We start from the raw sequence: 20,035 nt of genomic DNA, 5'->3' as shown, positions 1-20,035 counted from the left end.
ACGGTAATCACATGGGCGCCGCAACGGACCTCGTGGCCGCTAGGGCGCAGCTGCTCGGTGATAGTGCTCGGCTTAGCGCGGGCGCGATTCGCGAGGCGATGTCCGACCTCAATGAGCTGTGGCTGACCGCCAAGGCCGCCGAGGTCGGTATCACCGACTCCAGTGGATTTGCCATCGTGGCACTTGGTGGCTTGGGTCGGCGTGAGATGCTGCCGTACTCGGATCTGGATCTGGTGCTGCTGCACGACGAGGACATAACGTCGGACACTCTTAGCGAGGTCGCGGACGGATTGTGGTATCCATTGTGGGACGCCAATATTCGGCTCGATCACAGTGTTCGTACCGTGGCCGGGACCTTGCACGTCGCCAGCGAGGAGATGTCAGCCGCGTTGTCGCTGCTGGATGCCCGGCATATCGCCGGCGATGCCCAGTTGTCGAGCCTGCTGATCGGCGGGGTGCGGCAGCAGTGGCGTTCGCAGATCCGGACCCGGCTCGACGAACTGGTCGACTACACCCAGGCGCGGTGGCGGCGCAGCGGCGAGATCGCACACCGTGCCGAACCCGACCTGAAGTCCGGTCGCGGCGGCCTGCGTGATGTACAGCTGTTGCGCGCGTTGGCCATTGCCCAGCTCACCGATAGTGGACTCGAGAAGTCATTCGACGGCGCACATACCGTCATCCTGGATGTCCGCACCGAACTGCATCGTGTCGCCGGGCGGGAACGGGATCAGCTGCTGGCCCAGTTCGCCGATGAGATCGGCGCGGCGCTGCGCGTCGGCGATCGGTTCGACCTGGCCCGGCTGCTATCTGATGCGGCGCGCACCATTAGTTACGCGGTGGACGTAGGGCTGCGCACTGCTGCTAATTCGATTCCTCGACGGGGTATTTCAGTCTTGCGGCGCACCGTCCGGCGTCCCATCGACGAGGGTGTGGTGGAACATGCCGGGGAGGTGGTGCTGGCCCGAGATGCTCGCCCGGAACGCGACCCCTCGCTGGTTCTGCGAGTGGCGGCGGCGTCGGCGACCTCCGGTCTGCCGATCTCCGCGTCCACGCTAGGTCGCCTCGCCGAATCGGCTCCCGAGCTCCGCACACCGTGGCCGCGAGAGGCGCTCAAGGATCTGCTGGTGCTCCTGGAGGCCGGTCGTCCTGCGGTGGCCACCATCGAGGCGCTGGATCGAACCGGATTGTGGGGCAGACTTTTCCCTGAGTGGGGTGCGGTGCGAGACCTGCCGCCGCGGGACATCGTGCACATCTGGACCGTCGACCGGCATCTGGTCGAGACGGTGGCTCAGGCGAGCGCCTTCACCACCAGGGTCTCCCGTCCTGATCTGCTGGTTCTCGGCGCGCTGGTGCACGACATCGGTAAGGGCCGCGGCGGTGACCACAGCGTGGTCGGTGCGGACCTGGCCGTACAGATCGGCACCCGGTTGGGATTGTGGCCCTCTGATGTGGAGCTGCTGTCGAAGATCGTGCGCTATCACCTGCTGCTGCCCAACACCGCGACGCGGCGTGACCTGGCGGACCCGGAAACCATTGACGCCGTGGTCAATACGCTCGGTGGTGACCTGCTTCTGCTCGAGCTGCTACAGCAGCTTGCCGAGGCGGATTCGCTGGCCACCGGCCCCGGGGTGTGGGGTGACTGGAAGGCATCGCTGATCGGCGAGCTGGTGCGCAAATGCCGGATGGTGATGCGCGGCGAGCAGCTGCCCGAACCTGATCCGATTGACCCGGAACTGCTTTCGTTGGCCACCGACGGAAGCGTTCAGGTACGGCTGGTGCCTGCCGGGTCGCCCCATATGTACATCGTCAGCATGATCGCGCCCGATCAACGGGGGCTGCTCTCGAAGGCTGCCGGGGTGCTGTCATTGAACTCGTTGCGAGTGTTCTCCGCCTCGGTGGCCAGCCATGCCGGATCGGCCATCAACACCTTCGAGGTGTCGCCGCGGTTCGGAACACCTCCGGCGGCCGGGCTGCTGCGCCAGCAGTTGATCTCGGCGCTCGACGGGGATACTGACATCATCGCGGCGCTTGATGAACGTGAACGTGAGGCCGCGCAGTTCGGAACGGGCCTCGTCGGGGATTCGACTCCCGCGGTCCCCACCAACTACGCGCCCGCACCACCACGCATCCGATGGTTCGAGCCCGCCGGGAACGCCGATCTGCAGATCGTGGAGATCCGCACCTCCGATGCGCTGGGGCTGCTGGCACGCATCACCGCAACCCTGGAACGGCACGGGGTGGATATCGCGTGGGCCAAGGTCAACACCCTCGGCTCTTCGGTGGTCGACACCTTCTGCCTCAGCACCGGTCCCGAGCAGGCCGTGCTGGAGGCGGCCATCGCCTCGGTACTCCCGGCGACCGCACCCCAGCCGAAGAAGGCCGCGAGCTAGGTCGCTGTGTCGACACGCCGCCTTGTGGCGGACACGTGCGATACGAACCCGCCGCTATGCGGCGTGTCGGCGGTTAGACAGTGCCGATATTCCCGCCAGCTAGGCTGATCAACGTGTTTGAATCGCTGTCTGACCGGTTGACCGATGCCCTTGCCGACTTGCGGGGCAAGGGCCGACTGTCCGACGCCGACATCGACGCGACCTGCCGGACCATCCGACTGGCCCTGCTGGAAGCCGATGTCGCGCTGCCCGTCGTGCGTACCTTCATCGGCCGCATCAAGGACCGCGCCAAGGGGGCCGAGGTCTCCGGCGCGCTGAACCCGGCGCAGCAGGTAGTGAAGATCGTCAACGAGGAGCTCGTCGGCATCCTCGGCGGGGAAACTCGCCAGCTGGCCTTCGCGAAGACTCCGCCGACCGTCGTCATGCTTGCCGGTCTGCAAGGTGCCGGTAAGACGACGCTCGCCGGAAAGCTCGCTAAATGGCTTAAGGGACAAGGGCATACGCCGCTGCTGGTGGCCTGCGACCTACAACGCCCAGGCGCCGTCAACCAGCTTCAGGTGGTGGGTGAGCGTGCCGGGGTCCAGGTGTACGCCCCGCACCCGGGGACCGCGGATGGTGGCCTGGAGGTCGGCTCGCTGATCGGCGATCCCGTCGCGGTGGCCCGAGACGGTCTGGCGCATGCCAAGGCTCAGCATTTCGACGTGGTGCTCGTCGACACCGCCGGTCGTCTCGGTATCGATACCGAACTGATGGACCAGGCGGCCCGCATTCGTGATGCCGTCGACCCCGATGAGGTGCTGTTCGTTCTCGACGCCATGATCGGTCAGGACGCGGTGAGTACCGCCGAGGCCTTCCGCGCGGGCGTCGGTTTCACAGGTGTGGTCCTCACCAAGCTCGACGGCGATGCCCGCGGTGGCGCCGCGCTCTCGGTGCGCGAGATCACCGGCACCCCGATCCTGTTCGCGTCGACCGGCGAAAAGTTGGAGGACTTCGATGTCTTCCATCCCGATCGGATGGCGAGCCGCATCCTGGGGATGGGCGACCTACTGTCCCTCATCGAGCAGGCCGAACAGCATTTCGATGCCGAACAGTCCCTGGCTGCGGCCGAGAAGATCACCTCGGGAGAGCTGACGCTCGAGGACTTCCTGGAGCAGATGCTCGCGATCCGCAAGATGGGGCCCATCGGCAACTTGCTGGGCATGCTGCCCGGTGCCGGCCAGATGAAGGACGCGCTGGCTGCCGTCGACGACAAGCAGCTCGACCGGGTGCAGGCCATCATCCGCGGCATGACCCCCATCGAGCGGGCCGACCCGAAGATCATCAACGCCTCCCGGCGGCTGCGGATCGCCAACGGTTCCGGAGTTGCGGTCTCGGAGGTCAATCAGCTTGTCGACCGATTCTTCGAGGCGCGCAAGATGATGGCCTCGATGGCGGGCCGCATGGGCATGGGCGCCCTCAACCGCAAGAGCAACCGCAAGGGCGGCAAGAACACCAAAAAGGGCAAGAAGGGCTCACGGGGTCCAACACAGCCGAAGATTCGGGGCGGCCTCCCGGGTATGCCTCCGGGTATGGCGGGGATGCCCCCAGGATTTCCCGACCTCTCTGCGATGCCCGAGGGACTGGGCGAACTACCGCCCGGCCTGGCCGATATCGACATCTCGAAGCTGAAGTTCCCGAAGAATTGATCGTGACGTGCCCCCGCTGCATCTCAGGGGACTGACACTCCCGTCGGAAGAACCCATCGATCTGTGGGTACATGACGGCGTCATCAGTCTGGAACCGATCGCGGGCGCCGACACCATCTTCGGTGCCGACGGGTGGGGCGGCTGGCTGCTTCCGGGGCTTGTCGATGCGCACTGCCACGTCGGGGTCGGTCCACACGGCCCGACCTCGCTGGAGGAAGCGGTCGCGCAGGCCGAGGCCGAGCGTGGGGTGGGCGCACTGCTATTGCGTGACGCCGGATCCCCGGTGGACACCCGCGGCTTCGATGAGCGAGAAGACCTGCCGCGGATCATCCGTGCGGGCCGGCATCTGGCCAAACCCAAGCGATACATCCCCGGATTGCCCATCGATATCGAGGACGAATCGCAGCTCCCGGAGGCCGTAGCGCTGCAGGCGAGTTGGGGCGACGGTTGGGTGAAACTGGTAGGGGACTGGATCGACCGTTCCGTCGGCGATCTGGCGCCGCTGTGGTCGGACGAGATACTCACGCGGGCCATCGACGCCGCGCACGCCAACGGTGCCCGTGTCACCGCGCATGTCTTCGGCGAGGACGCGCTACCGGGTCTGATTCGCGCCGGGATCGATTGCATCGAGCATGGCACCGGGCTGACCGATGACACTGTCGCGCTGATGGTCGAGCACGGCACGGCCCTAGTGCCGACCGTCATCAACATCGAGAACTTCCCCGGAATCGCCGATTCCGCGGCGAAGTACCCGGTCTACGCCCAACACATGCGTGACCTGTACGCGGGCCTGCACACGACCTTCGGCAACGCCCACGATGCCGGAATCCCGATCTACGCGGGCACCGATGCCGGCGGCGGTATTGCACACGGGCGCATCGCCGATGAAGTATTGGCCCTCACGCGCATTGGCATGAATCCCACCGATGCGCTGGGTGCGGCGTCGTGGCGGGCACGGGAATGGCTGCGGCGGCCGGGCCTGGAGCACGGCGCACCCGCCGATCTCGTCGGATATCGCGAGGACCCGCGCACCGGTCCGCATGTGCTGTCGCGGCCGGACCTCATCGTGCTACGCGGCCAGGTTCGATAGAGTCGCCGTCATGCGTTTTGCTATGGCGTTGGTGGCGGGTCTGGGTCTGGTGATGGTCGCACCGGCCGCGATTGCCCGGGCCGAGACGGTTTGCGCCGAGTTCAACACCCTGGATGAGGCAGGCAAGCTGGCCGCCGTCCAGGAAGCCGCTGTCGAAGGCAGCGTTGTCGCTCAGCTCTCTCCCAAGGATGCCGTCTCGCTGGCCATCGCTATGTGTCGAGTGCGCACCTCCGAGACGGTGACCCAGGTACTCAACTCCAAGGTCTAAAGCGAGCCGATGCCGACCTGACCGTCATTGACGAAGCCCCAGTCGAACAGGCTCGCGGCGTGATCCCAGTAGGTGGGGCCGCCTTCGTGTACCAGGCCATACATCATCACGACGACCAGCCGCTTGCCGTCCCGCTCGGCGGCCACGACATAGGTCTTGCGGGCGATATCGGTGAAGCCGGTCTTACCGCCGAGCACGCCGGGATAGCGGTACAGCAGCTCGTTCTGGTTGTGCAGCACGCGGCCGGGGAAATCGGCGGCCGGCTGCCGGGTGATCTCCGCGAACACCGGATTGGCCAGTGCCGCACGGAAAATCACGGCCAAATCGCGCGGGGTGGTGCGCATGTCCATACCCGGCGCGTCCAGTCCGGAGGGGGAGGCGGTGTGCGTTCCGGTAGCACCGAGCGCCGCCGCCTTCGCGTTCATCTTCTCGGCGGCCGCCTCACGACCGCCCAGCATGTGTGCCAACGTGTTGGCGGCGTCGTTGCCGGACTCGAGCAGCGCGCCCTCCAGCAGATCGTGCGTGGTGTACGTCTGTCCTGCCTTGATGCCGACACAGTTGCACTCGGCCTTCGCGTCGGCCGGGTCGGCGACGACCGCGGCATCCAGGGGCAGCTCGTCGAGCGCCGTCAGCGCCAACAGCACCTTGATGGTGCTCGCGGGGGCGTGCGAGGCGTAGGGCTCGCGGGCGGCGAGGATTTGGCCGGAGTCCAGATCCGCCACCAACCACGCCTGCGCCGGCCCCTCGGGCGGTGGCGCCGCTGTATCCGCGTGGGCGACATCAGGGACCGCGAGGGTGAAAAACAGGGCGCTGAGCACCACGAATACGCGGTGGCGAAGGGATGGCGGCAGGGAAGACATTGGCTCCGAGACTAGCGCGGCGGACATGGGGAACATAACCGGACTGCGGTCCGTTTATGCAGTCATGACGAATCAAGTGCAGTTTGGTTTGGACACCTTCGCCGATATCCCCGCCGGGATGACCAATCCGGAAGCGATCCGTGCCGTGGTGGAGGAAGGGGTGCGCGCCGACCAGGTTGGCGTCGACATCTTCGCCATCGGGGAGCATCACCGCACCGAATTCGTGGGGGAGTCCCCGGAGATGATGCTGGCCGCGATCGCCGCCCGCACCGAGCGGATCACACTTGCAACCGCCGTGACGGTGCTCAGCACCGACGACCCGGTGCGGGTGTATCAGCGGTTCGCGACTCTCGACGGAATCTCCAATGGTCGCGCCGAGGTGGTGCTCGGTCGGGGCTCGTTCACGGATTCCTTTCCGCTGTTCGGATACGACCTCGCCGACTACGACGAACTCTTCGAGGAGAAGTTCGATCTCTTGGCCAAACTGCTGCCAGGGGATCCGGTGACGTGGTCGGGGAATCTGCGTTCCTCGTTGGACGGCGTGGATGTGTTCCCGAAAACTGCCGATGGCCTGCGTGCGTGGGTAGGGGTGGGCGGCTCGCCGCAATCGGTGGTACGCAGCGTGCGGTACGGCATACCGATGATCTTGGCGATCATCGGCGGCAACCCCATGCGGTTCGAGCCCTACGTGGATCTCTACCGTCGCGCCCAACGCGAGCTTGGGGTCACCGAAGCGATGCCGCTGGGGATTCACAGTCCGGGGCATATCGCCGAATCCGACGAGGATGCGATCGCGCAGTATTGGCCGGGGTTCCGGGAACTGCGCACCACGATCGGGCGTGAGCGTGGCTGGCAGCCCCCGCGGTACGAGGAGTACCTGGCCGAGGTGAAGTCCGGCTCGCTGTATGTCGGTTCGCCCGACACCGTGGCGGCCAAGATGGCCAAAACCATTCGCGGTCTGGGTGCCGACCGGTTCGGTCTGGTGTACCAGGCCTCGCAACCCGGGCTGGGCATGCAGAACGTCGAGCTGTACGGCACCGAAGTTATTCCGCGTGTACGGGAACTGTTGGCCCGCGAAGAGGCCGGCGCGGCCTAAGCGAAGCTGTAGGTGGCCAGCGCCTTGGCAATGACCTGGCCACCTGCGTCGCTCACCGTGATCTCGCAGGCGCACAGCCGCTTTCCGCGACGAATCACCTGGCCGACCGCTGTCAGGTCGCTGGCGTTGGCGGGAGCCACATAGTCGACGGTGAGGGATGCGGTGGATCCGCCCGGCTTCTCGGGCACCACGTCATCGGCCCAGGCGGCCGCCATGGCCGCGGTATCGGCGAGGGTGGCGATCGCGCCACCGTGCACCGTCTGGCCCAGCGTCACAAGCTCGGGTTTGAACGGCATGGTGAGCACCGCGCGGTCGTTGCCGACTTCGGTAAGCGCGATTCCCAGATGCTGACACAGCGGCGAGTTCGGGACGAATTGCGCAATGATTGCGGTCCGAGTGGGCATGCTCACAAGCTATGACATCCGCGTGGACCCTCGACGAAGTTTCCGATCGCCTGCAGATCCAACAGCTGCTGGTCGACTATGCGACCGCCATCGACACCCGCGAGTTCGATGACCTGGACGAGGTGTTCACGAACGACGCGTACATCGACTATCGCGCGATGGGTGGCGTCGATGGGGAGTATCCGGACGTCAAAGCGTGGTTGGCGGAGGTGCTGCCGGCCTTCCCGATGTACGCGCACATGCTCGGAAACATCTCGATCCGATTCGATGATGAGGAACGAAGCTCGGCAACCGTGCGCAGCCTCTGCTTTAACCCGATGGTGCCGGGCGGCGACACCGAACAGGTGCTCTTCCTGGGGCTTTGGTACGACGACGCGGTGGTGCGGACACGCCATGGCTGGCGGCTCACGCGACGCGTCGAGACGAAATGCTTCAACCGGTTGGTCTGACCTCGTCGACCGCCTGACGCCGTCGACACGCCGTGTTGTGGTGGACAGATGCGATACGAACCCGCCGCTATGCGGCGTGTCGACGCGATTTGGCCTGGTAGGCCCCGTTCTGGCAGAATGGCGAACCGTCCGTCACGCGGTTCCAGCCGTCGGCGGTCAGACCCACGCGAGGCAAAACCGGATCGTGCATTCCGCACGCATCGCCGAATTGCCGCGTGATACCTCAAGGAGAAGCAGTAGCTCATGGCTGTCAAGATCAAGCTCGCCCGTCTCGGGAAGATCCGCAACCCGCAGTACCGCATCACGATCGCTGACGCGCGTACCCGCCGGGAAGGCCGCGCCATCGAGGTGATCGGCCGGTACCACCCGAAGGAAGAGCCAAGCCTGATCGAGATCGATTCCGAGCGCGCGCAGCACTGGCTGTCTGTTGGCGCGCAGCCGACCGATCCCGTGCTGGCCCTGCTGAAGATCACCGGCGACTGGCAGAAGTTCAAGGGTCTGCCCGGCGCAGAGGGCACCCTGAAGGTCAAGGAGCCCAAGACCAGCAAGCTGGACCTGTTCAACGCCGCTCTGGCCGCGGCCGACGGCGCCCCCACCAGCGAGGCCATCCAGCAGAAAAAGAAGAAGGCCCCCAAGAAGGCTGAGGAAACCGCTGAGGCCGAGGCTCCCGCGGAAGCCGCGGAGGCTCCTGCTGAATCCACTGACGCCGCAAGCGAATAGGACCACAGATGAGTTCTGTCGTGGTCGATGCCGTTGAGCATCTGGTGCGGGGAATCGTCGATAACCCCGACGATGTCCGCGTTGACCTGGTGACGAACCGGCGCGGCCGCACCGTGGAGGTGCACGTCCATCCCGATGATCTCGGCAAGGTGATCGGCCGGGGTGGGCGCACCGCCACCGCATTGCGCACGCTTGTCGCGGGCGTCGGCGGCCGCGGGATCCGCGTCGACGTGGTGGATACCGACCGGTAGCTCCGATGGAGCTTGTGATCGGGCGTATCGCCAAGGCGCACGGTGTCACCGGCGAGCTGTCGGTCGAGATCCGTACCGACGATCCAGACGGGCGTTTCTCCGTCGGTTCGGTGCTGAGTGGTCGGCTGCGCGGTGGTGGCACTCGCGAGTTCGTCATCGAATCAGTGCGCGAGCACAGCGGGCGGCTGCTGGTCAGATTCGCCGGAGTATCTGATCGTGATGCCGCAGATGCGCTGCGAGGCACCCTTTTCACCGTGGACACCGTCGATCTGCCCCCAATTGACGATCCCGACGAGTTCTACGACCATCAGCTTGAAGGCCTCACGGTGCGTACTCAGGACGGGACCGTTATCGGAACTGTTTCTGAGGTACTGCACACCCCGGGCGGCGAATTGCTTGCGGTGAAGTCCCGGAACGGGGACAAGCACGGCGAGCTTCTGGTGCCGTTCGTCTCCGCGATCGTCACGTCGATCTCGCTGGCGGACAAGGTGATCGAGATTGATCCGCCCGAGGGACTGCTGGAACTGTCGTGAGGATCGTGGCGTGAAAATCGATATCGTCACGATCTTCCCCGACTACCTGCAGCCAGTGCGGCAGTCGTTGCCGGGCCGGGCCATTGATGCCGGACTGGTCGATGTCGCGGTGCATGATCTGCGGCGCTGGACGCGCGATGTGCACAAGTCGGTCGACGATTCGCCGTACGGCGGCGGGCCCGGCATGGTGATGAAGCCGACGGTCTGGGGCGAGGCTCTGGACGAGATCTGCACGCCGGAAACACTTTTGGTGGTCCCGACGCCCGCCGGATATCCGTTCACGCAGGAGACCGCCCGACAGTGGTCCACCGAGGATCATCTCGTGATCGCGTGCGGGCGGTACGAGGGCATCGACCAACGGGTCGCCGATGATGCCGCTACCCGGATGCGGGTGCGCGAGGTGTCGATTGGTGACTACGTGCTCAACGGCGGCGAGGCCGCCGCCCTGGTGATCATCGAATCGGTATTGCGATTGGTTCCGGGTGTGCTGGGCAATGAGCTTTCCGCCGTTGATGATTCACACTCTGCGGGACGGGAGAGCCTGCTGGAGGGGCCGTCGTACACCAGACCGCCGAGCTGGCGGGGGATTGACGTCCCGCCGGTGCTGCTATCGGGTGATCACGCCAAGGTGGCGGCGTGGCGGGCCGAACAGTCGCGTCGGCGTACTGCCGAGCGGCGCCCGGACTTACTCGGCCTCGATCCGTCCGCCGGGGAACATGGTGGAGACAGCCTGAGTTAGCGTGTTGCGCGCTGTGACGTCGTTGGCGGTCTGCAGTGATGACACCACCACGATGAATCGCCGATCGGGGCCCACCACACCGGTCGAAAGGTGCATCCACGCCGATCCCACACAGCACATCCAGCCCTGCTTCACAGCGACGGGTTCACCGGGAATGCCGTCCGGAATCCCGAAACGCTGTGGGTAGCCGTCGATACCGTTCGGCGTCGAGCGGGCCAGGTCGTCGACAATGATGTTCGCGCGCTCGGGAGGCAATCCGCCCGCACCGGAGAGCAGCATGTCGTAGTACTGCACCAGGTCATTCGCGGTGCTGATGGTGTTCCACCACATCCCGTCGGAGGGCACCCTGGTGGAGCCCAGGCCGTACCGCGCGGCGACCCGGGTGATAATCGAATCGCCGCCACCGCGTTGCCAGAAGATCTCCGCAGCGCTGTCATCGGAGGACTGCAGCATCCTGTCGAAGGAGGCGCGGTCCGCGGGCGTGAGGGTGACCTCGCCGGTCGATTCCCGCATCAGCAGATCGTCGGCGATGAACAGCTTCGCCACCGAGGCGATGGCGATGGTGCTGTTGTTTCCGTTGGACACGATGGCGCCGGAGGCGCGGTCCTTGATCACCGCGGTCAGCGTTGCGCCGGCATTCCGAGCCTGCGTGGTCGCTGCGGTGGTGCGCTCGGGCAGGGCCTCGAAGGATGAGGGGCTCTCCACCGCGAATACGGGCGGTGGTTCGGCCGGAGCGCTCACGACTGCCAACACCGGTGTGGCTGGATCACTGCGTACCGATGCCATACATCCAGAGCTCAGCGCGGCTACTGAGGCGAGCGTGAGGCTCGCAAACAGGAACTGGCCGCGCATGACGTGGACCCCCTCTGCGGTCAGTCTCTGGATTTGTTACCGATGTGGCAGGTGTGCCGGTCACGGTAGCTTACTAGTACGGCCACATACCCGCTGACTGGAGCCTCCCACGGGGATCCCGTGGGAGGCGATTTCACTGCAAGGGGCTGTGTCTGGCACAATTAGCGAGCTGTCTGCCGCCGTTCGGCAGACCCAGACAGAACTTAAGCAACATTGATCGGCCGAGGTGCATTTCCTTATGCGACCCGGCCGCGCGACTTAAGTCGAGAGACCAAGAGGGAAGTACACCGATGAACACGCTGGACTTTGTCGATCAGGCGTCGTTGCGCCAGGACGTGCCTGACTTCCGTCCCGGCGACACCGTCAATGTGCACGTCAAGGTGATCGAGGGCTCCAAGGAGCGCGTCCAGGTCTTCAAGGGCGCCGTGCTGCGTCGCACGGGTGGTGGCGTGGGTGCCACCTTCACCGTCCGCAAGGAGAGCTACGGAGTCGGCGTTGAGCGCACCTTCCCGGTGCACTCGCCGAACATCGACCACATCGAGATCGTCACCCGTGGTGCGGTCCGTCGCGCCAAGCTGTACTACCTGCGCGAGCTGCGCGGTAAGAAGGCCAAGATCAAGGAGAAGCGCTGACCGAGTCGGCGCTTTCGTGACAGCACCGGTATCGGGCGAATCGGAGTCATCCGAGACATCCGCGCAGCCCCCCGCCGACACTTCCGAAGCCGAACCAGCCGCTGAGACGTCATCCGCAGCATCGTCGTCCGACGACGAAGGCAGTGGATCCGGGATGCTCAAAGAGGTCGGCGTTCTACTGTTGATCGCCCTGGTGCTGTACTGCGTCACGCAGAACTTCATTGCTCGGCCGTATCTCATTCCTTCGGAGTCGATGGAACCGACCCTGCACGGATGCCGCGGTTGCACCGGCGATCGGATCATGGTCGACAAGATCGTGTTCCGGTTATCCGATCCGACCCCCGGCGACGTGGTCGTGTTCAAGGGCCCGCCCGAGTGGAACGGCAACTACCGGTCGATCCGGTCGTCGAACACCGCGACCCGGTACGTGCAGAACACACTGTCGTTCATCGGCGTGGTGCCCCCGGACGAGAACGACCTGGTGAAACGTGTCATTGCGACCGGCGGGCAGAACGTGGAGTGCCGTCCGAACACCGGCCTGACCGTGGACGGGAAGAAGCTGAACGAGCCCTACCTCGATCCGGAGACCATCGGTCCCAACACCGATGGGTGCTGGGGTTTCCCGTTCGGTCCGGTCAAGGTGCCGGAGGGCAAGCTGTGGATGATGGGGGACAACCGCACACATAGCGGTGACTCGCGTGCGCACTGCCAGAGCCGCGACCGCGACGCCGGACCTGATGTCGAGATCGAGCGCAAGGTCTACTGCACCGGCGACCCGAATATCGGAACAGTGCCGGTGGATAACGTCATCGGTAAGGCGCGATTCATCGCGTGGCCCCCCGCGCGGTGGGGCGGCGTCTCATCGGTGAACCCCCAAACCTAGTTTCACGGTATGACCAGCTGGCCGCCACGCACGGTGATTCGCAAGGCATCCGGAATGCGAACCCTCGAATTGACGCTCGACAGAGTGGGCTTAGGCCCGGTCGCCGGAGTCGACGAGGCCGGGCGTGGGGCGTGTGCGGGACCGTTGGTGATCGCCGCCTGTGTGCTCGGCTCTAATCAGCGGAAAAGCCTTGCCGCGCTCGATGACTCGAAGAAGCTCTCCGAAAAGATGCGCGAGACGCTGTTTCCGCTGATCTGCCGGTACGCCGAGGCGTACCACGTGGTGTCGGTGCCCGCTGAAGAGGTGGACCGCATCGGTGTGCATGTGGCCAATATCGAAGGAATGCGCCGGGCGGTGGCAGGCCTAGGCGTCAAGCCTGGATATGTGTTGACGGACGGATTCCGGGTACCGGGGTTGCCGGTGCCGTCCCTGCCGGTAATCGGTGGTGACGCCTCGGCGGCATGCATCGCGGCGGCCAGCGTGCTGGCTAAGGTGAGCCGGGACAGGGTGATGGTGGCGATGGATTCGGACCACCCCGGGTACGGATTCGCGGTGCACAAGGGGTACAGCACGGCCGTCCATACCGAGGCGTTGCACCGGCTGGGACCGTCTACTCAGCATCGACAGTCGTTCGTCAATGTCCGCAATGCGGCGTTGGGGAGTTCACAGGGGGGATAATGGGAAGCCTATGAGTGCTGAAGACCTCGAAAAATACGAAACCGAGATGGAACTCTCGCTGTATCGCGAGTACAAGGACATCGTCGGGCAGTTCAGCTACGTGGTGGAGACCGAGCGAAGGTTCTACCTGGCCAACAGCGTCGAGGTGATTCCGCGGAATACCGAGTCCGAGGTCTACTTCGAACTGCGACTCTCCGATGCCTGGGTGTGGGACCTCTTCCGACCCGCGCGCTTCGTCAAGCATGTGCGGGTAATCACCTTCAAGGACGTCAACATCGAAGAGGTCGATAAGCCTGAGCTGCGCCTACCGGAGTAAGTCACGGTAGACGCAGCTCCGGATGTGGCTTACGGGATGCTGACGCAACCTACGTTGTCGACACAGCCCGCCCCGCCGCCGGGGCCACCGTGACCGCCGCCCACGCCGGGGATGTTGCCCCCGCCGCCTTCGGGCCCGCCGCCGCCGGTAGGACCACCCGGGATGCTGCCACTGCCGCCTTCTGGTCCGCCGCCTCCGGTCGGGCCGCCGGGGATCGCACCGGATCCGCCCTCGGGACCGCCGCTACCGGTCGGGCCGGGCGCCGGGGTGCCTTCGGGTGCGCTGCTGGGCACCGGGGTGGTCGTGGTGGTTGTTGTGGTCGTCGTCGTACTGGTACTTGTCTGTCCGCCGTCGGTGCTGGTGCCGCATCCGGCGAGTGCTGTGCCGAGCACGATGACGCATCCGGCAAATACCTTGGCAGGCTTGGCTGTTCGTATTTTCATCTGATGCTCCCTAAACGTGTGGGGCTTCTTTGATCTTGCTGTTCTCGTTGCCCAGCGTCTTGCAATAGACGGTAGAGGAGTTCCGTGCCGCCATCGTCTGCAGACCGCTGGGGTCCTGTTGGTTCTCGTCCTTCAGCATCTTGGTGACGGCCTCGTTCTGCGTGCCCTCGTCCTGAGTGAGGAATTCCTTGCATGTGGTGTCGCCACCCTGGTTGATCACGCTGGAACAGCCCGCCAGCGATATCGCTGCGATGGTGCCGACGGTCACTGCGAGCTTCTTCGATATGGACGGAATCACTAGGGCCCCTTCTGTTGTGGACTGGCGGAACTTCCTGTTACTCATCGCCGACCGCTGACGAGGCGCACGAGAAACAAGAGAATGCATGCGCCCGCCAACGCGGTGACGAATGTCAGAACCCAGCCGAAACCGTAGGTGCCGACGTCGAGCAGGTTCAGCAGGAATCCGCCCAGCAGCCCGCCCACGATGCCCACCACGATGTTGAGCAGGAGCCCTTGCTGGCCGTCGGTGCCCATGATCTTGCTGGCCACCCATCCGGCGATCCCGCCGATGACGATCCATCCGATCCAGCCGATGCCAAAGCCAAGGTGGGCTGCCGCAACATCAGCGGCCATAGGTGAAATCATTTGTGGTTTCCTGATTCTCGTTGGAGTGGGGGCGGGCTGCTGCGACGATCTGCGCTACTTCTCGGCGTCTTCGCGAGCCTGATGCACGGCAGCCTCGGCGCGGGCCTTTTCTGCCGCGGCTTCCTTGGCGGCTACCTCGCGCTGAGCCTCGGCCTTGTCCTGCTGTGCCTGGCCTTCGCGCTCCAGTGACTCGTCGTCCGTGAGCTTGCCGAAGGCCTCCTTGGCCTTGCCCTTGACATCCTCGACGACGCCCTTGATCCCGGCCTCGATACCGCTGTCCCTGTTGTCATCGCTCATGTGTCGCTCCTTTTCAGTGCGTGTGCGGTGAAACCGCTTACGCCGCCTCGTGATGAGGCAACAGAATCCACCGTAGCAGAGTTGCGTACTACGTAAACTACTCTGTAAACAAACCGGTGCTGGTCAGGGGTTTAGCCGACGGAGGTACCTTCTTGTGGACGGCGAAGCCGCCACGGGAGTGCCGTCATGGCCTGAGCCCAGATATGTACGGTGGGAGTGACGGACGCATATGGACGAGACGGAAAACCGAGCAGGCGCCGGTAGCGCCGAGGGTCGCAAGCCGCGCTCGCTGACCCGCGCCGAGATCCTCGATACCGCGATCGCGTTGGTGGATCAGGAGGGGTTGGATCAACTGACGATGCGGCGGCTCGGCGCGGCATGCGGAGTCGAAGCGATGGCTCTGTACCGCCATGTGCACGGCCGCCAGGATCTGCTCGGCGGAGTTGTCGATCACCTCGTCGAAAAGCTCTACGACGACCAGCTTGCTGCCCGGCGGCAGGAGGACGGGTGGCAGGACTATCTCGTCAGGCTCGCGCATGGGGTGCGGGCCATCGCCATCGAGCATCCGCATCTGTTCCCGACATTGGCAACGCGGCCGCCGGAGGCGCCGTGGGTTCGCCCACCGTTGCGAAGCATGAAGTGGATGGAAACCTTCTTGGACACCCTGATCTCGTATGGCTTCGACGACCGCACCGCCGTCACCGCCTACCGGGCGTACACCACCTTCCTGCTTGGCCAACTACTGCTGGAGGTGTCTGCACGCGGAGCCTCGCTGAGCCCAGTCGAGGATGAACTGCCGGAGAAGACCCTGCAGAGCCTGTCGAACTACCCGAACCTGCGGCGGATGCAGAAGCAACTCAGTGAAGACCACGGCGCAACGGAGTTCGAAGAGGCACTCGAATCGCTGCTTGACCGCCTCGAGAGCGGCGCACCGCGTTAGTGCTGTCGACGGGGCGTGCCCAGTAGATGCTCGACCACCCGCCGGATGTATTGCTCTACCTCGACGGGACGGGCCTTCTGGTAGGCGGGATCCGGGACCAGCACCAGCGACATCACCGTTCGGATAAGGACGTCTGCCACAAAATCTGCGTCGGGAGCGGGCAGCGGGTCCTGGAGCTGGGAATCCTGTAGCAGCGTGGAGATGAATGCGCGCCCGAGCTCTTGGCCGGGTGGTTCCAGGTCGCGCCACATCCGGACGATCTCCTGCGGCTCGGCGCGGATAATCCATTGCAGAGCAGGAATTTTCGAAGCGCTATCGACCATTCGGGTGGCCACCGCGGTGGCCCGGCGCACGGACGTGTCGGTCTTCTCCGCGTATCCGGTGATGTCACGGAGGGCCTTGGTGATCTCACGACGGTAGGCGATGTCGATCAAGTTCTGTTTGGAACCAAAGCGGCGGAAGACTGTCATCCGCGACAGATGTGCGCGCTCGGCGACCATATCGACGGTCAGTCGTTGCTCTCCGCAGATCCCGAGCACTTCGACCGTTGCCTCGAGGATTCGGATATCCGAGGCCGGGAGGTCGGACGGGTCCTCAGCGATTGCCGCGGCAACGACGTCTGGCCAATTCATCGCACCGGTATCGGGCATGTGCTCGATGATCCCACCCCCCTCCGGTCGGCTGCGGGGCCATGCCGACAGTTTGGGTATTGACTAATGTGACTCAATTGATAACGATAGTAACATGATATTGATTGAAAAAGCTTCGACCTGGGTTTTTAGTGCATCGGGCGTACTACTTCCCGGGGAGGGCGGCATGCCGGTCGCACCGGAGCTTCATGCGAATCAGGTCGTTGCTTGGGTTTCGATTGCGCTGGCGTACGGGGGAGCCGTCGCGGCCTTGATCTGGGCGGTGTGGAAACTCTTGAAGCACAAGGAGATGCTTCCGCTAGTGCTGCTGGCGGCGGGGTTGATCGCCGCCAATATCGAGCCGTTGGGGGATCTGGTGGGATCGATCGTCTACGCCAATGACACTCCATGGTTCGGCTACACCGTGATGGGCCGGCGCATGCCGGCGTGGATTCTCGTTGGTGCGTCCTCGTACGTCGCGATCGGCGGGTACATCGCCTATCGCTATATCCAGCAAGGCCGATCTCTGCGTGACATCTTCATGCTCTCGGCGGTATACGTCGGCATTCCGGAGATCGTGATCGAGATGGTTTGGCATTTCACGGGAATCATTTCCTATTACGGCGACAACCCGACCCGCGTCGGAGGGATTCCGCTGTACTCCATCGTGCAGAACACCACGCTGCTGCCGGTGTACGGCATCGTCATCTTCTACGCGGCGAGATACCTCAAGGGCGCCCGGCTCTGGCTCCTGCTTCTTCTGATTCCGGCGACCACCATCGGGTACATCGTCGGCGTGAGCTGGCCCGCGTACCAGGCCGTGCAGTCTTCAGCCCCGGCTCCGGTGACCTGGATCGCGGCGGTCGCGGTGATGGCGACCTCGGTGTTGACGACGTATCTGCTGCTGCAGATACCCGAGCTACGACAGATTCGCGAGACGGTAAGCAGGACAACGCATACCCAGCATCGGCGGCCGTCGCGGGAGGTATCGGCAGCATGAATTCGATGATTGTCAGTCCCGTCGATGTGGGCAATCTGCCCGTCCCGCCGGGCCCCTCAGGTATCGGCGGTGCAAACGCTCTGGCGCGACTGATCCGCGACCCGTGGCGCTACCCGCTGGAGCTGACCAAGAAGTTCGGCGATATCGTCTCGGTCCCAACACCGTTCGTGAAGACGGTGTACATCAGTCATCCGGATTGGATCGATCACGTACTGGTGAAGAACCCCGATCGGTACCGGCGGTCGGACATGGTCGCCAAGCAGATGGTGCCGCCGAAACTTGGCCACAACTTCTTCGCGTTCGCCGATGACCAAGAGTGGCAACGGGGCCGGTCCCTTTACCGGCCGAGCTTCACCCAGAAGAACCTCGCCGAACTTGGGGACTTGTTCACCGAGTCGGTAACCGAACAGGTGGAAAGTTGGGCGCCGGCGGCCGGCGGCGGGGACGGCCATATCGATATCGAAGAGAAAACCCGCAAGCTGGCATTGATCGTGTTGTTCAATGCGATGTTCGACGAGTACTTGTCTTCGCGCATGTTGGAAGCATCAGTCACGAAGAACGCGATTAGCTTTGGGATGCTCGCGACGACGGCCCGTGTTGCCATGTATTCGTTACCGTCGTGGATTCCCCGGCCATTTCAGCGGCGCATGGATTCGATGCTGGAGATGATCATGGGCGGTGCCGATCAGCTCATCGAGATGCGCCGTCGGCATCCCACGGAGCGCACGGACATCCTCAACCTGCTCATCGACGCGAAGTATGACGACGGCACACCACTGGAAAACGACAAGATCGCCGTCGAAATCGCCGGAATGATTGTTGGAGGCCACGAGACCACGGCGGCTGCGTTGGCGTGGACCTTCGCCCTGGTGTCCGGCCATCCTGAGATCGAACGACGGCTCATCGACGAAGTCGATGCATTGGGTGGAAAACCTGTGACGGTGGCCGATATGGCGAGTCTGCCGCTGGCACGCGCATGCTTCGACGAGGCCCAGCGCCTCCAAGGCGGGTTGGTCATCAACCCCAAGACGGCGCTGGTCAACGACGAAATGGGTGGATTCCGGATCGCGGCAGGGACAACGATCCTGTATTCCTCCCTTGCGATGCAACGAGATCCGCGATTCTGGCCCGAACCGGATCGATACAACCCGGACCGGTTCTTGAACAACGAGGCCGACCTCCGGGCATTTATCCCGTTCGGGCGAGGCCAGCGGCTATGCCTCGGTATGCGCATGGCGTACATCGAGGCGGTGCTCACCATCGCAAGCGCGTACCAGCGCTATCGTTTCGAACTTCCCTCCGGTTACCAGCCCCGGCATCAGTACCGAATGTCCATGGGTCTGAAGGGCGGGTTACCCGTCAAGATCATCCGGCGTTAGTGGGCACCCACTGGTCGCTGGCAGCAGTAGCGGCGCGCCTGCCGGAACCGCGCTAGTTGAACCCGCATCCCTGGTAGCGAGTCGGTCCCTCTTCGAGTTGCGGAACTCGTGAGTATGTCTAGTCTCTGCTAATGAGTACTTTGCTGCTGCGGGCAATGGTTGTGACGGCGCTGGTGGCCGCCGGGGTGCTTCTGGATTCGCCGAGTGCAACGGTGTCGGCATCTACGGTGCACTGTGAGCCGTCGAAGGCAAGTAAAGCTGTGTGTTCTGCCACCGACGATATCGAGATCAAGTCAGCTCCTAACTCGAAAGATCTGCCCGCGCCTGCTTCGGGCGCGATAGGCAAGGTTGCACCGGTAGTTCATCCGGTCAAGATGTGGAACTAGTGGTGCTCTTTAGTTTGCTTGTGGATGAATGCCGGTTTGTGGATAACTATCGATAGGCATAGCTCGGCAGTGCATTGACGTCGGTGCCCATAGCGATGGTGGGCTCATGACACATTCTCTGAATCGATCCCAGATCGGGACACGCGGTGAGGATCTAGCCGTCCAGCACCTGGCATCGGACGGATACGGCATCCTTGTCCGCAATTGGCGGTGTCGTTACGGAGAAATCGACATCATCGCGGTAGATGGCGAAGCGGTGGTCTTCGTCGAGGTAAAGACCAGGACCGGTTCGGCTTTCGGGACACCCGCCGAGGCGGTGACCGCCGTCAAGTTGCGTCGGTTGCGCAGACTTGCCGGGCTGTGGTTGGCGGCGCAGCGCGGATCCTGGGCAGCGATCCGGATCGACGTCATCGAGGTCCGATTGCGCGGATACGTGCCGGAGATCACGCATATTCACGGGGTGAGCTGAG

General features: G+C 64.1%; 27 protein-coding genes. 19 read left to right on the top strand and 8 right to left on the bottom strand.

Annotation, left to right across the window (positions count from 1 at the left end; genetic code table 11):
• The first annotated feature begins 11 nt into the window (after positions 1-11).
• The 4 genes from MLB1_RS02345 (at position 12) to MLB1_RS02330 (ending at position 5,433) form a co-directional block, all read left to right on the top strand.
• Positions 12-2,390 (top strand): [protein-PII] uridylyltransferase, encoded by a 2,379-nt coding sequence (locus MLB1_RS02345; protein WP_180748122.1) that lies wholly within the window; start codon positions 12-14, stop codon positions 2,388-2,390.
• Between the two features lie 113 nt (positions 2,391-2,503).
• Positions 2,504-4,075 (top strand): signal recognition particle protein, encoded by a 1,572-nt coding sequence (ffh, locus tag MLB1_RS02340; RefSeq protein WP_180748121.1) that lies wholly within the window; start codon positions 2,504-2,506, stop codon positions 4,073-4,075.
• A gap of 7 nt (positions 4,076-4,082) precedes the next feature.
• The gene (locus MLB1_RS02335) at positions 4,083-5,165 is read left to right on the top strand and encodes an amidohydrolase family protein (RefSeq protein ID WP_180748120.1); all 1,083 of its coding nucleotides are present in this window, start codon (positions 4,083-4,085) and stop codon (positions 5,163-5,165) included.
• Positions 5,166-5,175: 10 nt separating this feature from the next.
• Complete coding sequence (locus MLB1_RS02330; protein WP_180748119.1) at positions 5,176-5,433, top strand: hypothetical protein; 258 nt, start codon at positions 5,176-5,178, stop codon at positions 5,431-5,433.
• On the opposite strand, the gene MLB1_RS02325 is transcribed toward MLB1_RS02330, so the two are convergent.
• Positions 5,430-6,293 carry a D-alanyl-D-alanine carboxypeptidase family protein gene (locus MLB1_RS02325; RefSeq protein ID WP_180748118.1) on the bottom strand — a complete coding sequence of 288 codons (864 nt, stop codon included), beginning with the start codon at positions 6,291-6,293 and terminating at the stop codon, positions 5,430-5,432. The genes MLB1_RS02330 and MLB1_RS02325 overlap by 4 nt on opposite strands.
• 76 nt (positions 6,294-6,369) lie before the next feature.
• Here MLB1_RS02325 and MLB1_RS02320 point away from each other — a divergent pair, with 76 nt between their 5' ends.
• Entirely contained in the window at positions 6,370-7,389 is a 1,020-nt protein-coding gene (locus tag MLB1_RS02320) for an LLM class flavin-dependent oxidoreductase (protein WP_180749640.1), read from the top strand.
• On the opposite strand, the gene MLB1_RS02315 is transcribed toward MLB1_RS02320, so the two are convergent.
• Positions 7,386-7,793 (bottom strand): PaaI family thioesterase, encoded by a 408-nt coding sequence (locus MLB1_RS02315; protein ID WP_180748117.1) that lies wholly within the window; start codon positions 7,791-7,793, stop codon positions 7,386-7,388. The two genes, MLB1_RS02320 and MLB1_RS02315, sit on opposite strands and share 4 nt — an antisense overlap.
• An 11-nt stretch (positions 7,794-7,804) precedes the next feature.
• Between MLB1_RS02315 and MLB1_RS02310 the strand changes: the two genes are divergently transcribed.
• The 5 genes from MLB1_RS02310 (at position 7,805) to trmD (ending at position 10,485) form a co-directional block, all read left to right on the top strand.
• Complete coding sequence (locus tag MLB1_RS02310) at positions 7,805-8,242, top strand: nuclear transport factor 2 family protein (RefSeq protein ID WP_180748116.1); 438 nt, start codon at positions 7,805-7,807, stop codon at positions 8,240-8,242.
• A 243-nt stretch (positions 8,243-8,485) separates the two neighbouring features.
• Complete coding sequence (gene rpsP, locus MLB1_RS02305) at positions 8,486-8,962, top strand: 30S ribosomal protein S16 (RefSeq protein ID WP_180748115.1); 477 nt, start codon at positions 8,486-8,488, stop codon at positions 8,960-8,962.
• An 8-nt stretch (positions 8,963-8,970) separates the two neighbouring features.
• Complete coding sequence (locus MLB1_RS02300; protein WP_005081564.1) at positions 8,971-9,213, top strand: RNA-binding protein; 243 nt, start codon at positions 8,971-8,973, stop codon at positions 9,211-9,213.
• A gap of 5 nt (positions 9,214-9,218) precedes the next feature.
• On the top strand, positions 9,219-9,746 hold the full coding sequence (rimM, locus tag MLB1_RS02295) for a ribosome maturation factor RimM (protein ID WP_180748114.1): 528 nt from the start codon (positions 9,219-9,221) through the stop codon (positions 9,744-9,746).
• Positions 9,747-9,756: 10 nt separating this feature from the next.
• Complete coding sequence (trmD, locus tag MLB1_RS02290; protein WP_180748113.1) at positions 9,757-10,485, top strand: tRNA (guanosine(37)-N1)-methyltransferase TrmD; 729 nt, start codon at positions 9,757-9,759, stop codon at positions 10,483-10,485.
• Here the strand turns inward: trmD and MLB1_RS02285 are convergent.
• Positions 10,432-11,337, bottom strand: coding sequence for a hypothetical protein (locus MLB1_RS02285; protein WP_180748112.1), 906 nt, complete (start codon positions 11,335-11,337; stop codon positions 10,432-10,434). The genes trmD and MLB1_RS02285 overlap by 54 nt on opposite strands.
• Positions 11,338-11,627: 290 nt before the next feature.
• On the opposite strand from MLB1_RS02285, the gene rplS reads away from it, so the two are divergent.
• Genes rplS through MLB1_RS02265 form a run of 4 tightly spaced genes read left to right on the top strand, consistent with a single transcriptional unit; the run spans position 11,628 to position 13,846 of the window.
• Positions 11,628-11,969: a 50S ribosomal protein L19 gene (rplS, locus tag MLB1_RS02280; RefSeq protein ID WP_180748111.1), complete on the top strand. Its 342-nt coding sequence runs from the start codon at positions 11,628-11,630 to the stop codon at positions 11,967-11,969.
• 16 nt (positions 11,970-11,985) lie between these two features.
• Positions 11,986-12,852 carry a signal peptidase I gene (lepB, locus tag MLB1_RS02275; RefSeq protein WP_180748110.1) on the top strand — a complete coding sequence of 289 codons (867 nt, stop codon included), beginning with the start codon at positions 11,986-11,988 and terminating at the stop codon, positions 12,850-12,852.
• A gap of 9 nt (positions 12,853-12,861) precedes the next feature.
• Entirely contained in the window at positions 12,862-13,530 is a 669-nt protein-coding gene (locus MLB1_RS02270) for a ribonuclease HII (protein ID WP_180748109.1), read from the top strand.
• 10 nt (positions 13,531-13,540) lie between these two features.
• Positions 13,541-13,846, top strand: a complete 306-nt coding sequence (locus MLB1_RS02265) for a DUF2469 domain-containing protein (RefSeq protein WP_180748108.1) — start codon at positions 13,541-13,543, stop codon at positions 13,844-13,846.
• Between the two features lie 29 nt (positions 13,847-13,875).
• Here the strand turns inward: MLB1_RS02265 and MLB1_RS02260 are convergent, their stop codons facing one another.
• From MLB1_RS02260 to MLB1_RS02245, 4 genes are read right to left on the bottom strand one after another with little or no spacing between them, the layout of a single operon-like run.
• The gene (locus tag MLB1_RS02260; RefSeq protein ID WP_180748107.1) at positions 13,876-14,289 is read right to left on the bottom strand and encodes a hypothetical protein; all 414 of its coding nucleotides are present in this window, start codon (positions 14,287-14,289) and stop codon (positions 13,876-13,878) included.
• A gap of 10 nt (positions 14,290-14,299) precedes the next feature.
• Positions 14,300-14,587: a hypothetical protein gene (locus MLB1_RS02255; protein WP_180748106.1), complete on the bottom strand. Its 288-nt coding sequence runs from the start codon at positions 14,585-14,587 to the stop codon at positions 14,300-14,302.
• A 41-nt stretch (positions 14,588-14,628) separates the two neighbouring features.
• Entirely contained in the window at positions 14,629-14,934 is a 306-nt protein-coding gene (locus MLB1_RS02250) for a GlsB/YeaQ/YmgE family stress response membrane protein (RefSeq protein ID WP_078287540.1), read from the bottom strand.
• A 54-nt stretch (positions 14,935-14,988) separates the two neighbouring features.
• Positions 14,989-15,231, bottom strand: coding sequence for a CsbD family protein (locus tag MLB1_RS02245; protein ID WP_180748105.1), 243 nt, complete (start codon positions 15,229-15,231; stop codon positions 14,989-14,991).
• A 229-nt stretch (positions 15,232-15,460) separates the two neighbouring features.
• Here MLB1_RS02245 and MLB1_RS02240 point away from each other — a divergent pair, with 229 nt between their 5' ends.
• Entirely contained in the window at positions 15,461-16,171 is a 711-nt protein-coding gene (locus tag MLB1_RS02240; protein WP_180748104.1) for a TetR/AcrR family transcriptional regulator C-terminal domain-containing protein, read from the top strand.
• Here the strand turns inward: MLB1_RS02240 and MLB1_RS02235 are convergent.
• The gene (locus MLB1_RS02235; protein WP_180748103.1) at positions 16,168-16,821 is read right to left on the bottom strand and encodes a TetR/AcrR family transcriptional regulator; all 654 of its coding nucleotides are present in this window, start codon (positions 16,819-16,821) and stop codon (positions 16,168-16,170) included. The genes MLB1_RS02240 and MLB1_RS02235 overlap by 4 nt on opposite strands.
• 166 nt (positions 16,822-16,987) lie before the next feature.
• Here MLB1_RS02235 and MLB1_RS02230 point away from each other — a divergent pair, with 166 nt between their 5' ends.
• The 4 genes from MLB1_RS02230 (at position 16,988) to MLB1_RS02215 (ending at position 20,034) form a co-directional block, all read left to right on the top strand.
• Positions 16,988-17,800, top strand: a complete 813-nt coding sequence (locus MLB1_RS02230; protein ID WP_255485573.1) for a hypothetical protein — start codon at positions 16,988-16,990, stop codon at positions 17,798-17,800.
• Positions 17,797-19,179, top strand: coding sequence for a cytochrome P450 (locus MLB1_RS02225; RefSeq protein ID WP_180748102.1), 1,383 nt, complete (start codon positions 17,797-17,799; stop codon positions 19,177-19,179). Before MLB1_RS02230 ends, MLB1_RS02225 begins: the two co-directional genes overlap by 4 nt.
• A gap of 146 nt (positions 19,180-19,325) precedes the next feature.
• Positions 19,326-19,565 (top strand): hypothetical protein, encoded by a 240-nt coding sequence (locus tag MLB1_RS02220; protein WP_180749639.1) that lies wholly within the window; start codon positions 19,326-19,328, stop codon positions 19,563-19,565.
• A 106-nt stretch (positions 19,566-19,671) separates the two neighbouring features.
• The gene (locus MLB1_RS02215; RefSeq protein WP_180748101.1) at positions 19,672-20,034 is read left to right on the top strand and encodes a YraN family protein; all 363 of its coding nucleotides are present in this window, start codon (positions 19,672-19,674) and stop codon (positions 20,032-20,034) included.
• Position 20,035: the final 1 nt, after the last annotated feature.

Source organism: Mycobacteroides sp. LB1, assembly GCF_013449725.1.
In the GTDB taxonomy this organism is placed as follows: Bacteria; Actinomycetota; Actinomycetes; order Mycobacteriales; family Mycobacteriaceae; genus Mycobacterium.
This window is presented reverse-complemented; position numbering and strand designations above follow the sequence as displayed.

Bases quoted from the DNA above. Each gene is read 5' to 3' on its own strand.
- MLB1_RS02345 (WP_180748122.1), top strand. From the start codon at position 12: ATGGGCGCCGCAACGGACCTCGTGGCCGCTAGGGCGCAGCTGCTCGGT.
- MLB1_RS02330 (WP_180748119.1), top strand. From the start codon at position 5,176: ATGCGTTTTGCTATGGCGTTGGTGGCGGGTCTGGGTCTGGTGATGGTC.
- MLB1_RS02325 (WP_180748118.1), bottom strand. From the start codon at position 6,293: ATGTCTTCCCTGCCGCCATCCCTTCGCCACCGCGTATTCGTGGTGCTC.
- MLB1_RS02315 (WP_180748117.1), bottom strand. From the start codon at position 7,793: ATGCCCACTCGGACCGCAATCATTGCGCAATTCGTCCCGAACTCGCCG.
- MLB1_RS02310 (WP_180748116.1), top strand. From the start codon at position 7,805: ATGACATCCGCGTGGACCCTCGACGAAGTTTCCGATCGCCTGCAGATC.
- rpsP (WP_180748115.1), top strand. From the start codon at position 8,486: ATGGCTGTCAAGATCAAGCTCGCCCGTCTCGGGAAGATCCGCAACCCG.
- MLB1_RS02300 (WP_005081564.1), top strand. From the start codon at position 8,971: ATGAGTTCTGTCGTGGTCGATGCCGTTGAGCATCTGGTGCGGGGAATC.
- rimM (WP_180748114.1), top strand. From the start codon at position 9,219: ATGGAGCTTGTGATCGGGCGTATCGCCAAGGCGCACGGTGTCACCGGC.
- MLB1_RS02285 (WP_180748112.1), bottom strand. From the start codon at position 11,337: ATGCGCGGCCAGTTCCTGTTTGCGAGCCTCACGCTCGCCTCAGTAGCC.
- rplS (WP_180748111.1), top strand. From the start codon at position 11,628: ATGAACACGCTGGACTTTGTCGATCAGGCGTCGTTGCGCCAGGACGTG.
- MLB1_RS02270 (WP_180748109.1), top strand. From the start codon at position 12,862: ATGACCAGCTGGCCGCCACGCACGGTGATTCGCAAGGCATCCGGAATG.
- MLB1_RS02265 (WP_180748108.1), top strand. From the start codon at position 13,541: ATGAGTGCTGAAGACCTCGAAAAATACGAAACCGAGATGGAACTCTCG.
- MLB1_RS02260 (WP_180748107.1), bottom strand. From the start codon at position 14,289: ATGAAAATACGAACAGCCAAGCCTGCCAAGGTATTTGCCGGATGCGTC.
- MLB1_RS02250 (WP_078287540.1), bottom strand. From the start codon at position 14,934: ATGATTTCACCTATGGCCGCTGATGTTGCGGCAGCCCACCTTGGCTTT.
- MLB1_RS02245 (WP_180748105.1), bottom strand. From the start codon at position 15,231: ATGAGCGATGACAACAGGGACAGCGGTATCGAGGCCGGGATCAAGGGC.
- MLB1_RS02240 (WP_180748104.1), top strand. From the start codon at position 15,461: ATGGACGAGACGGAAAACCGAGCAGGCGCCGGTAGCGCCGAGGGTCGC.
- MLB1_RS02235 (WP_180748103.1), bottom strand. From the start codon at position 16,821: ATGCCCGATACCGGTGCGATGAATTGGCCAGACGTCGTTGCCGCGGCA.
- MLB1_RS02230 (WP_255485573.1), top strand. From the start codon at position 16,988: ATGCCGGTCGCACCGGAGCTTCATGCGAATCAGGTCGTTGCTTGGGTT.
- MLB1_RS02225 (WP_180748102.1), top strand. From the start codon at position 17,797: ATGAATTCGATGATTGTCAGTCCCGTCGATGTGGGCAATCTGCCCGTC.
- MLB1_RS02215 (WP_180748101.1), top strand. From the start codon at position 19,672: ATGACACATTCTCTGAATCGATCCCAGATCGGGACACGCGGTGAGGAT.